The following is a 12400-nucleotide window of genomic DNA, read 5'->3' as shown; positions in this document are numbered from 1 at the left end:
ACAAAATGGCTAAACAGATTAAATACGGACGTTACCTTCACGGTGGAGATTATAACCCGGAGCAGTGGCTTGACCGCCCGGATATTCTTCAGAAAGACATCGAATATTTCAAAAAAGCACACATCAATACAGTATCTGTAGGAATTTTTTCCTGGGCTGTTCTGGAACCGGAAGAAGGAAAATATAACTTCGACTGGCTGGAAGAGATCATCAATAATCTTTACAAAGAAGGCATCTATACGATCCTTGCAACTCCGTCAGGAGCAAGACCAAAATGGATGGCAGACAAATACGAAGAAGTTCTTCGTATGGACCCGGACAGAACAAGAAGATTCTTCGGCGGCAGGCACAATCACTGCTTTACCTCTCCGGTATACAGAGAAAAAGTCCATGCGATCGATAAGAAATTAGCCGAAAGATTCGGCAAACATCCGGCAGTTATGCTGTGGCACATTTCCAATGAGTTCAGCGGAGAATGCCACTGCCCGCTGTGTCAGGCGAAGTTCAGAGAATGGCTGAAAGAGAAATATGGCACGATCGAAAATCTCAACAAGAGCTGGTGTACCACATTCTGGAGCCATATTTACAACAGTTTTGATCAGATCGAAAGTCCGTCCACAAAGGGTGAAAATGAACTTCATGCACTGAAACTTGACTGGAAACGTTTTGTCACAGATCAGACGATCGACTTTATCAAAAATGAGGTTGATGCGATCCGTGAAGGCGGTTCTGAACTGCCTGTAACCGCCAATCTGATGTATGATTTTGACGGTCTGGATTACAAGAAATTCAAAGATGTTCTCGATATTGTATCCTGGGATAACTATCCGGGATGGCACAAAAAAGAGGAATATATCACAGCTGTTGATGCGGCAATGCAGCACGACCTGATGCGAAGCATCAAGAAAGCACCGTTCCTTCTCATGGAATCCTGCCCGTCTGCAACCAACTGGAAACCGATCAACAAACTTAAGAAACCGGGAATGCTTCTGGCAGGTTCTCTCCAGGCAGTTGCTCATGGTTCTGACAGTGTCCTGTACTTCCAGCTCCGTCAGAGTCAGGGGGCTTCCGAGAAATTCCACGGTGCTGTGATCGATCATTACGGTAAAGAAGATACCCGTGTTTTCCGTGAAGTAACAGAGGTTGGAGAGGTTCTGGAACAGATCCAGGAGACTGTTGGAACTAACATGAAATCCCAGGCAGCTGTTCTCTATGACCGTGAAAATGACTGGGCGATCGCTGATGTACAGGGACCGAGAAATGAAGACATGCATTATCGTGAAAATGTGCAGAAGAACTACCGTGCACTGAGAGAACAGGGACTGAATGTTGACATTATTGCAATGGAACATGACCTTGCAGACTACAAAGTTCTGGCAGCTCCGATGGCATATATGTTCAAAGACGGATACGAAGAAAAACTCCGTACTTACGTGGAAAACGGTGGAACTCTGGTGCTTTCCTACTGGTCCGGACTGGTAGACGGTACAGACAAATGTTTCCTTGACGGAACTCCGTATGGTCTGATGGATGTAACAGGAATCCGCAGTGCAGAGATCGACGCTCTCTATGACTGGGAAGAAAACCATGCGATTCCACAGGCAGGAAGCTACCTTGGAATCAGCAATGTATATTCCTGCAAAAACCTCTGCGAACTGGTTGAAGTTTCTGACGCAGAAGTGCTGATGCGCTACGGCGAGGACTTCTATCAGGGCTACCCGGTACTGACACACAAAGCATTCGGCAAAGGTCATGTATACTATGTATGCGCGGATATGGAACTTGGATTCTATCAGGACTTCTACGGCAGAGTAGCTGCAGAAGCAGGACTGAAATCCCCGATCGAATTCATTCCGGAAGGTGTTGCCGTAACCGTGAGAGAAAGCGAAGACACCGAATACCTCTTCATCCAGAACTACGCACGTAAACCACAGACCGTCGCTGTCCCGGCAGAGTATGAACTGCTCTACGGAACCGAAAGCGAAGTCATGGCTCCACTGCAGACAAGGATTCTGAAGAAAAGAAAATAAAGAATAAAATAGAAAAAAGTTCCCGGCATTTTGCCAATGTCATCTTTATCTAAATGACATTAGGCATTTTGCCAGGAACTTTTTTTATGCAGATATTAATGGGGAAGTATCCCCCAAAATACTGACAAATCTACTTTGATAAGCTGTTTGCATCGGATTTGGCGGGTGTGTGTGTTTCTCGATGTCTAATAGAGCCGTTATATTGATTAACAGGCATCGGATTGAAAGATAGCGTAATTCTCGATGCTCAATATGCTGGTTTTATCAAGTTGTCAGCATCGGAGAGAATGGTTGGATATTTTTCGATGCTTGCCAGATTTGTTATAGTGGTTTATTGGCATCGATTGGGAGAATGAGCACGTTTGCCGATGCAGAAGCTATTCTAAATTCAATTCTTTAAGCAAATCTTCCTGAGAAACAGATGGCTGATAATCAGGATCGCCATTTTTATAGGCGTTCATAATTGCCTGTTCGTCAGGGTCAGGCACAACCTGTTCGATATTATCAAGAGCAAAAGTGGAGAGAATCAGATCCCAGACTTTTTGCGCATCCTCTTCGCTCATGACGGTAACAGCTCCGAAAATTCGTTCTTTTATACTGGACATAATTATCACACTCCTTTAAAATATGACCACGGTTTCCAATATGGATAATATCTATTATGATACCATAAAAACATGGGAATACGTCAATATGCATGAAATTTAATTTGAGTAATATTTGGTCGAGAACTTTCTTATGTCGGCGGCATCACCTGATGTCTAAAAAGTAGCGTATTTTTCAATGAATTCTGCCAGTATTTTTATTTGTCACTGCTTTGTATAATGGAGAAAAAGAATGATATATAAAGGAGTATGGATATATGAAATTCGGAAATGGATGCTGGCTGCAGAAGGAAGGAATTGAATGCTTTGCGCCACAGGAAGCTTATTTTGTAAACAGGAATGACCATGAAGTTGTGATCTGTGCACCGACACATCATATTGCGCACAGAGGCGATACTCTTGGTGGAATCAACCTTACGATCAGGATCACAGCACCGGCGGAGGACGTGATCCGTGTACAGACAAGTCATTATCTGGGAGTGGAAGATCACAGCCCGAAATTTGACCTGAATCTGGACGAAAACCGTGCGATGGATGTAGAAGAAACAGAAGATGAGATCCTTGTAAGAGCAGGAAATCTTTCCCTTCGCATCAACAAGAAAAACTGGAGCATGTCTTATGAAAGAGACGACAAAATTCTGACTGCAAGCAGCGGAAGAGACCTTGCCTACATGCGTACCCAGTGGACCGGTTTTGCCTATGATATGGACCCGGAAGGCAAAGCTTACATGCGGCAGCAGCTTGGCATTGATGTAAATGAGCATGTCTACGGACTTGGCGAACGTTTCGGAGCACTGGTAAGAAACGGACAGTCTGTTGATATCTGGAATGAAGACGGCGGTACAAGCACTGACCAGTCCTACAAAAATATTCCATTTTATCTGACAGATAAAGGTTACGGTGTATTCGTAAACAGCTCTGATAAAGTTTCCTTTGAAGTAGGAACCGAGCAGGTGACAAAGGTAGAATTTTCCGTAAAAGGAGAGAGCCTGGATTACTTCGTGATCAACGGACCGACCATGAAAGATGTCCTGAAACGCTACACAGATCTCACAGGAAAACCGTCCCTTCCGGCACCGTGGACCTATGGTCTCTGGCTTTCCACATCCTTCACAACAAACTATGATGAAGAGACAGTTATGAGCTTTGTAGATGGCATGCTGGACCGTGGAATCGGACTTCGTGTGTTCCATTTTGACTGTTTCTGGATGAAAGATTTCCACTGGTCAGATTTTCTGTGGGATACCCGTGTATTCCCGGACCCGGAAGGAATGCTCAGCAGGATCAAGGCAAAAGGACTCAACATCTGCGTATGGATCAATCCATATATTGCACAGGAATCTGTACTTTTTGCAGAGGGAAAAGAGCACGGATACTTTATCAAACGACCGAACGGTGATGTATGGCAGTGGGATATGTGGCAGCCGGGAATGGCACTTGTTGACTTCACAAATCCGGAAGCATGCAAGTGGTTCCAGGACAAACTGGAAGTCCTTCTCGACATGGGCGTTGACTGCTTTAAGACAGATTTTGGCGAGAGGATCCCGGTCAACTGTGTCTATGCAGACGGATCTGCTCCGGAAAAAATGCACAACTATTATACCTATCTTTACAACAAAACAGTATTTGAACTTCTGGAGCGCAAGAGAGGCAAAGGTGAGGCTGTTCTGTTCGCCCGTTCCGCAACTGTCGGCGGACAGAAATTCCCGGTACACTGGGGCGGTGACTGCTGGTCTGACTATGTATCCATGGAAGAAAGTCTTCGTGGAGGACTCTCCCTTACCATGTCCGGATTTGGTTACTGGAGCCATGATATCGGCGGTTTTGAAAGCACTTCCACACCGGATGTTTACAAACGCTGGGCTGCATTCGGTCTGATGTCTTCTCATTCCAGACTGCACGGAAGCACTTCCTACCGTGTACCGTGGGCTTACGATGAAGAAGCAGTAGATGTTGTGCGTTATTTCACAGAGGTAAAAGCACAGCTCATGCCGTACCTGTACAGAAATTCTATCGAAACTGCTGCCACAGGCGTTCCTATGATGCGAAGCATGGTCATGGAATTTACACAGGACCGTAACTGCTCATACCTGGACAAACAGTACATGCTTGGTGATTCTCTCCTTGTAGCACCGATCTTTAACGATGAAAGCAAAGCCATCTATTATCTGCCGGAGGGAACCTGGACACACTATCTGACAGGTGAAGTCAAAGAAGGCGGCAAATGGTATGAGGAGCACTGCGGATACCTCAGCATTCCTGTATTTGCAAGAGAAAACAGTCTGATCGCAGTCGGACAGGAAAAGATGAAACCGGACTATGATTATGCGGAAAATGTGGAGATCAGAGCATATTCTCTTACAGACGGTGGAAAAGCTTCTACATTTGTCTGCGGAATGGACAGACAGGTAGAGGCAACTGTATTTGCTGAAAGAAATGGTGGCAAAGTTGAGATCCAGGTACAGGCAAAGAAACCTTGCAGCATCGTTCTTGTAAATGAGATCGCGAAAGATGTACAGGGCGCAGAGTACCAGATAAAGGACAATGATACAGTGATCAAATGTGCAGGAAACGCACAGATCACAGTAACTCTGTAATGTATAAATAAAGAGAAACTATAAAAGCTGCAAACCGGTTATCAATTGACAGATATATATTCGATAGCCGGTTTGTTTTGTAAATGAGGAGTTAAAAAATGCAGAAAAATGAAAAGATCGAAAAGCAGATCGAAGATCTGATAAAAGAACTGACTCTCGATGAAAAGATCGGAATGATCCACGGTGCAGGGCTTTTTCGCACAGAAGGAGTTGAGCGCCTGGGGATTCCGCCAGTCAAGATGTCTGACGGTCCGATGGGAGTCCGCAATGAATTTCCTGACGATTCCTGGGTTCCGGTGGGGAACAGCGACGACTATGTGACCTACCTCCCAAGCAACAGTGCACTGGCATCCACATGGAACAGAAAGCTTGCCTATGAGACAGGAAAAGTCCTCGGAGAAGAGGCAAGAGGACGTGGAAAAGATGTCATTCTCGCACCGGGGATCAACATCAAAAGAAGTCCTCTCTGTGGACGAAATTTCGAATATATGAGTGAAGATCCGTACCTGAGCGGCGAGATGGCAGTGCCGGTGATTGAGGGTGTCCAGACCGCAGATGTGGCGGCCTGTGTGAAGCATTTTGCGATCAATAACCAGGAGACAGAACGTCTCTGGGTAGATGTCAAAGTCAGTGATCGTGCAGCAAGAGAAATCTATTTCCCGGCATTCAAAAAAGCTGCACAGAAGTCCTATTCCATAATGGGAGCCTATAATCTTTACAAAGGAAAACACTGCTGTGAAAACAAAGAGCTTCTGAATGAAATCCTTCGTAAAGAATGGGGATATGACGGCATGGTCGTATCCGACTGGGGAGCTGTTCACAAGACAAAAGAAGCAGCGGAAAGCGGCCTTGATATTGAGATGTCTGTCACCTATAATTTCGATGAATACTGCATGGCACAGCCGTTGAAAGAAGCAGTAGAAAAAGGTGAAGTTGCGGAGGAACTGCTCGATGAAAAGGTTCGAAACATCCTCCGAATGATGTTCCGTCTGCACATGATCGGGGAAGAAAAAGACCAGCGAAAAGCAGGCTGCTACAACATTTCGGAGCATCGTCAGAGCGTTCTGGAAACCGCCAGAGAATCCGTAGTACTCCTGAAAAATGAGGATAAAAAACTTCCTCTCTCACAGAAAACAAACCGTATTCTGGTCATTGGAGATAATGCAAACCGTATTCACTCCAATGGTGGTGGAAGTGCAGAAATCAAGGCACTTTACGAAATTTCCCCGCTTCTCGGAATCAAGAAACTACTCGGTGGAAATACTCAGATTGACTTTGTTCAGGGATATTTTGCAGACGATATGGAAGCGCAGAACAGTGATGTCAACTGGCAGGCAGACAGCCTGGAAAACGGTGGTGGTTCCACCGGTGAAGCCAGAAAAGCAAGCCAGGAACTGGAAGAAAAACGCCGCGCCTTAAGAGCAGAAGCAGTAGAAAAAGCAGGACAGTATGAGACAGTTATCCTGATCGGTGGGCAGAATCATCTGCAGGATCTGGAAGGACATGACAGACCGGATATGAAACTTCCATATGAGCAGGATAAGCTGATTGAGGAGGTCCTGGATGTCAATCCAGATACTGTCGTGATCATGGTTTCCGGTTCACCAGTGGAGATGCCGTGGATAGATAATGCAAAGACTCTTGTATGGCAGTGGTACGCCGGAATGGAGGGTGGAACCGCACTTGCAGAGGTCCTTTTTGGCAAAGCAAATCCGTCCGGACGACTTCCGGAGACTTTTCCGAAAACCCATCTCGACTGCTCTGCACACAGCGTTGGAGAGTTCCCGGGAGGCAAAACTGTAGAGTACACAGAAGATATTTTTGTGGGATACCGTCATTATGATACCAGTGATATTGAGGTGCTTTTCCCGTTTGGACATGGACTTTCCTATACAGAATTTGATCTTTCAGAACTTGCAGTAGTCCTCAAAATGCCGGGAGAAAAACCGCAGGTAAGAGTCAGTCTGAAAGTATCCAATACAGGTAAAATGGACGGAAAAGAAGTCGTTCAGATCTATGTCGGCAAACCAGAATCCGACATTAAACGTCCAAAGAAAGTGCTGGCGGCATTCGACAAGCTTGAACTTCCGGCAGGCGAATCCAGACGCATCGAACTCGATCTCGATCCAGATGCATTCACATACTTTGACGAAGAAACACATATGTTTAAAGTAGAACCAGGTATCTATCAGATCTACGCAGGTAAATCTGTTGCAGACATCTGCCAGGTTACATCATGTGAGTTATAAACTATAAGAAATTAAGTCAACACCGAGATATTATAATTGCCTCGTAAACGGCTTCGAAATCATGAATCTCTAAAGTTAATTCTGCGACTGTTAAAAACATACATGAAAATCGTGAACTCGCTTCGCTCAGACAGCACGATTTTCGTGTATAACACAGTCTTGAATTATCTAAGAGATTCTATGATTCCTGCAAATGTTTACGATTCAGATATAATATTCGGTGTTTTTTACGTTGTTCTAATTATGTAAAAATACTCTGCGAGAATGTGACTAGATACATTTGGAATATGTCCGCTTTGTTCTTGTCTTGCCCTTTGAGTAAATTAAAAAACGCTGAGTATTATATATAGAATAGTGAACCTCTGGAAGAGCTGTGGAATTTCTTAGACAGAGCATTAACTGCGTTATTCAGACAAAACCGCACTGTTTGAGCATTTATGCGAGTTTGCGGTTTTTCTGAATGATTTTAGCAGTTATTCTCTGGCTTAGTAATTCCCAGCGATGAAGCTGTTCACACTTCTATATATAATATCTCAGCGGTAACTTAATTTCTCAAAATATTTTTCTTTATCCCATCACAATTTCAACAGTATATTCTTTGCATCCATCAACCGGTCGTACCAGATTTCCGTCAACTTCGGTACCGTTTACAAGCATTTTGTTGACACCCTTTTCAACCCCATCCGGTTTCACAACATGCACATGATACTGTGCACCACGATAAGTTCTCTCAAGAGTGATTTCCTTCAGTTCATCCGGCAGACACGGGTCAATACGAAGTCCGTCGTAATCTGGCTGAATGCCGAGCAGATATTGAGAAACATTTACAAAGGTCCATGCGGCAGTACCGGTCAGCCAGCTGTTTTTAGCTTCTCCGTGTTTTGGAGCGTCCGCACCTGCAATCATCTGAGAATATACATAAGGTTCTGTACGATGGATTTCACTGATGTCTTCAATATATGCAGGACACGTTTTCTTATAAATTTCAAACGCTCTGTTTCCGCGTCCAATCACTGTTTCTGCAATAGATACCCACGGATTATTGTGGCAGAAAATACCTGCATTTTCTTTGTATCCCGGCGGGTAGGAAGAAATCTCACCAAGATTCAGATGATAGGTCTGATAAGCCGGCTGCTGGAGCATGATTCCGTATTTGGTATCGAGATGTTTCTTAACAGAATCCAGAGCTTCTCTGGCTTTTCCTTCTTTCACACCGACTCCGGCAAGTACACAGAATCCCTGCGGTTCAATGAAAATTTTGCCCTCTTCATTCTCGTGTGAGCCAACTTTTTCACCGGCTGCGTCATATGCACGAAGGAACCATTCACCATCCCATCCATCCTTCAGTATTGCCTGATACATATTGTCAGCAGCAGAGAAGGCTCTGTCAGCTTCTTTCTTATTTCCAATGATCTGATTGATTCGACCATATTCTTTTGCGTATTTTACAAACATACCTGCAATAAATACAGACTCTGCAACAGGTCCCTCAGATGGACCTGTAGTCTGGAACGGCTCGCCTGGTTCTCGGGAGAAACAGTTGAGATTCAGGCAGTCGTTCCAGTCGGCCCGCCCGATAAGGGGCAGATCATGTGGTCCAAGATGCGTCAGTGTAAATTCAAATGAACGCTTCAAATGCTCCAGGAGAGGGGCTGCTTTGGAAGAATCGTTGTCAAAATCAACGGATTCATGAAGGATGGTGTAATCACCGGTTTCTTTTATGTATGCACTGACTGCAGCAATGAGCCACAGAGGATCGTCATTAAAACCGCTTCCGATATCCAGATTACCGCGCTTGGTCAGCGGCTGATACTGATGGTAGGCACTTCCGTCTTCCATCTGGGTAGCGGCAATATCAAGAATTCGCGCACGGGCACGTTCCGGGATCAGATGCACGAAGCCAAGAAGATCCTGGCAGGAATCACGGAATCCCATGCCACGGCCTGTTCCGGATTCAAAATAAGATGCGGAACGGGATATATTAAACGTAACCATACACTGATACTGGTTCCAGATATTTACCATTCTGGAAAGCTTTTCGTCCGCACAGGAAAGTGCATATCTGGACAGAAGGCTGTCCCAGTAGGAAGCAAGTCTGGAAAGTGCTTCTTCCACCTGTGCGCTGGTCTGATAACGGGAGATGATTTTGTGGGCTGGCGTTTTATTGATCACATTCGGAGCTTCCCATTTCTGGTCATCCGGATTTTCGGCATAGCCAAGCAGGAAGATAAAAGTTTTTTCTTCGCCTGGATGAAGCTCAACTTCAATTCTGTGAGAACCGATCACAGCACCGCCACTCGCCATTGTCTGATAAGAAGTGCGCTCAGCAACCGCTTTTGGTTTCTGAATAGAACCATAGGCTCCGAGAAAATCATCGCGGCTTGTATCAAATCCATCGACAGGCTGATTCACGCTGTAAAATGCGTAATGATTACGACGTTCTCTGTATTCTGTTTTATGGTAGATCTCAGATCCAATGACCTCGACTTCACCAAGACTTAAGTTTCTCTGGAAGTTTGTAGAATCATCCACTGCATTCCAGAAACAGAATTCCACATAGGAAGTCAGTGTCAGTTTATGTACTTTGGAATCTGTGTTTTTGAGCTTCAGATAGTTGACTTCGCATGTCTCATGAAGAGGTACGAAGGCAGTCAGGTCAGCTGCGAGTCCATTTTTGGAAGAATGAAATCGGGAATATCCCAGTCCGTGATGGCATTCATAGCTGTCCAGAGATGTCTGGGATGGCTGCCATCCCGGGTTCCAGATCGTTCCTTCGTCATTGATGAAATAATAGCGTCCGTTTGTATCCGCCGGCACATTATTGTAACGGTAACGGGTGATACGGAGCAGTTTTGCATCCTTATAAAAACTGTATCCACCGGCAGTATTGGAAATCAGAGAAAAGAAGTCTTCATTTCCAAGATAATTGATCCACGGATTTGGAGTGCGCGGATCTGTGATTACATATTCTTTGTTTTCGTCGTCAAAAAATCCATATTTCATAGTGAAAAATCTCCTTATATATTAGTTACGGATTGTTTCCACAATCCTTCAAACATTCAAAATCAGATGTTTTACCAGGTAAATCATTTTCGTATTTGCTGAATACTTTGGTCAGTGGAAAAGAAGCACAGTAGGCCAGAAAAGCAAATCCGAAAATAACCAGAAAAACACGGAACAGCGGGCTTACACTGGTCAGAGCAAAGCCGATTACAGCGATCAGCAAGATCATAAGTGTCTGTACAGGACTTGCCAGTGCGATCAGCAGAGAATTTTTTACGGTTCGTTTTATGGTGTTTTCAAATCTTGCACTCAGAGCAAATACATATAAGAGTGAAATAACATAAAGCAGTGTACAGGCTGCGATTATGATCAGAAATGCACTGCCGACAGCCGTTTTCATCTGAGCCCAGAACGCCAGATTGTAGAGAAGTATTGCTCCGACAATGGTATATAAAACGGACAGTAAAAAAGAATGTTTGAAATTTTCTTTAAAAGCAGCGAAATAAGAACGAATGATATATCCCTGTTCATTTCTTACCTCACGAAGTGTAACAGTATACAGGGCACTGATGGCTGGCCCGATCGTCACAACAGGAATACACGTGATCAGAAAAAGAACATTCAGGATCACAAAATCAAAAAGAGTTTCAAGAAACTGAAAGACAGGGCTTTCGGTGTTGAATTTCATAACATTTCTCCTTCCATAAAGTAAAATAAAAACTTTTAAAATAAGAACAGTTTTTCTTAACTCATGCTTATCTTATGGGGGAATCAGACAAAAAACTACGGACAAAAATAGAGGTAAAATACGTTCAAAAATAGATTTCTTCAACCTGTATCTGAAAAAGACAGGATTTTTCCTATATTTACCCTCTGATTTGGTCGGTATCTTCTTATATAGAGAGAATGCTACAATGAGTGCGACTTAAAGAGAAGCTGCAGCACAATTAAAAAAGAAGGAGAGAGTAAAATGAAAAAACAAGCGGTAAGCAAAACAAAACGAAATGCAGCCCAGAGCCGCAGGTTGTTCTATTGCCTGATACCGTTTATCATTTTGTGTTTCCTGTTTTCTTATTTCCCACTTCATGGATGGATTTATTCCTTCTATGATTACAAACCACCACTCAGCCTGTCACAGTGTGATTTTGTAGGCCTGAAATGGTTTAAGACATTATTTGCAAATAAGACACAGGTCGCACAGATGATTCAGGTAATGAAAAATACATTTGCCATGAGTTTACTTGGCATCGCGACATCAATCCTGCCGGCGGCATTTGCTATTTTTTTGAATGAGATCAAATGTAAATGGTTCAAGAATCTGGTACAGACTCTGACAACTTTGCCAAACTTCATCAGCTGGGTTCTTGTTTATTCCGTAGCATTCAGTTTATTTACAGACAGTGGTATGGTAAATACTGTTCTGCAGAATATGGGAATCATCACAACACCGATCAAATTTCTGGACAGCGATGCACATACATATCTGTGGATGACATTATGGAGCATGTGGAAAGGCCTTGGATGGGGCGCAATCATGTATCTGGCAGCAATCGCCGGAATCGATCAGGAACTTTATGAGGCAGCAAAAGTAGACGGTGCAAATCGTTTTCAGCTGATCAAAAATATCACAGTACCGGCACTTGCACCGACATTCTTCGTACTTCTGATGATGTCTGTAGCAAACTTCCTGAATAACGGTATGGATCAGTACTATGTATTCCAGAACGCATTTAATAAAGAACATATCCAGGTACTTGACCTGTATGTTTATAACATTGGTATGACGGGAAGCAGCCTGTCACTTGCAACTGCGATCAGTATGTTGAAGAGTATCGTCAGTGTTACATTGCTTGCAATCGTAAACTTTGTATCAAAGAAGACGCGTGGAGCGTCCATCATTTAAGGAGGGAGGAAAA

Annotated in this window: 7 protein-coding genes; 4 read left to right on the top strand and 3 right to left on the bottom strand. The window is 43.9% G+C overall.

Going from position 1 to position 12400, the window contains the following annotated elements:
* Window positions 1-5: 5 nt before the first annotated feature.
* Window positions 6-2030 (top strand): beta-galactosidase, encoded by a 2025-nt coding sequence (locus tag KQI91_RS15595; protein ID WP_216393661.1) that lies wholly within the window; start codon window positions 6-8, stop codon window positions 2028-2030.
* Window positions 2031-2407: 377 nt separating this feature from the next.
* Here KQI91_RS15595 and KQI91_RS15590 read toward each other — a convergent pair whose 3' ends face one another.
* On the bottom strand, window positions 2408-2635 hold the full coding sequence (locus tag KQI91_RS15590) for a hypothetical protein (RefSeq protein ID WP_216393660.1): 228 nt from the start codon (window positions 2633-2635) through the stop codon (window positions 2408-2410).
* A gap of 257 nt (window positions 2636-2892) precedes the next feature.
* Here KQI91_RS15590 and yicI point away from each other — a divergent pair, with 257 nt between their 5' ends.
* Together yicI and KQI91_RS15580 are read left to right on the top strand one after the other, a co-directional pair.
* Window positions 2893-5232 carry an alpha-xylosidase gene (yicI, locus tag KQI91_RS15585; RefSeq protein WP_216393659.1) on the top strand — a complete coding sequence of 780 codons (2340 nt, stop codon included), beginning with the start codon at window positions 2893-2895 and terminating at the stop codon, window positions 5230-5232.
* Window positions 5233-5330: 98 nt separating this feature from the next.
* Window positions 5331-7481, top strand: coding sequence for a beta-glucosidase (locus KQI91_RS15580; RefSeq protein WP_216393658.1), 2151 nt, complete (start codon window positions 5331-5333; stop codon window positions 7479-7481).
* Between the two features lie 567 nt (window positions 7482-8048).
* Here the strand turns inward: KQI91_RS15580 and KQI91_RS15575 are convergent.
* Window positions 8049-10484 carry a GH36-type glycosyl hydrolase domain-containing protein gene (locus KQI91_RS15575; RefSeq protein WP_216393657.1) on the bottom strand — a complete coding sequence of 812 codons (2436 nt, stop codon included), beginning with the start codon at window positions 10482-10484 and terminating at the stop codon, window positions 8049-8051.
* A gap of 25 nt (window positions 10485-10509) precedes the next feature.
* Window positions 10510-11172 carry a YesL family protein gene (locus KQI91_RS15570; protein WP_216393656.1) on the bottom strand — a complete coding sequence of 221 codons (663 nt, stop codon included), beginning with the start codon at window positions 11170-11172 and terminating at the stop codon, window positions 10510-10512.
* A 282-nt stretch (window positions 11173-11454) separates the two neighbouring features.
* Here KQI91_RS15570 and KQI91_RS15565 point away from each other — a divergent pair, with 282 nt between their 5' ends.
* A complete protein-coding gene (locus KQI91_RS15565; protein ID WP_216393655.1) occupies window positions 11455-12387 on the top strand; it encodes an ABC transporter permease in 933 nt (310 codons plus the stop codon).
* The last annotated feature ends 13 nt before the right edge of the window (window positions 12388-12400 follow it).

Source organism: Blautia sp. MSJ-19 (assembly GCF_018918125.1).
GTDB lineage: Bacteria > Bacillota > Clostridia > Lachnospirales > Lachnospiraceae > Blautia_A.
Note: the sequence above shows the minus strand (reverse complement) of the source record. Positions and strands in the feature narration are given on the sequence as shown.

Excerpts from the sequence above, each read along its gene's own strand:
- KQI91_RS15595 (WP_216393661.1), top strand. The coding sequence starts at position 6 with ATGGCTAAACAGATTAAATACGGACGTTACCTTCACGGTGGAGATTAT.
- KQI91_RS15590 (WP_216393660.1), bottom strand. The coding sequence starts at position 2,635 with ATGTCCAGTATAAAAGAACGAATTTTCGGAGCTGTTACCGTCATGAGC.
- yicI (WP_216393659.1), top strand. The coding sequence starts at position 2,893 with ATGAAATTCGGAAATGGATGCTGGCTGCAGAAGGAAGGAATTGAATGC.
- KQI91_RS15580 (WP_216393658.1), top strand. The coding sequence starts at position 5,331 with ATGCAGAAAAATGAAAAGATCGAAAAGCAGATCGAAGATCTGATAAAA.
- KQI91_RS15575 (WP_216393657.1), bottom strand. The coding sequence starts at position 10,484 with ATGAAATATGGATTTTTTGACGACGAAAACAAAGAATATGTAATCACA.
- KQI91_RS15570 (WP_216393656.1), bottom strand. The coding sequence starts at position 11,172 with ATGAAATTCAACACCGAAAGCCCTGTCTTTCAGTTTCTTGAAACTCTT.
- KQI91_RS15565 (WP_216393655.1), top strand. The coding sequence starts at position 11,455 with ATGAAAAAACAAGCGGTAAGCAAAACAAAACGAAATGCAGCCCAGAGC.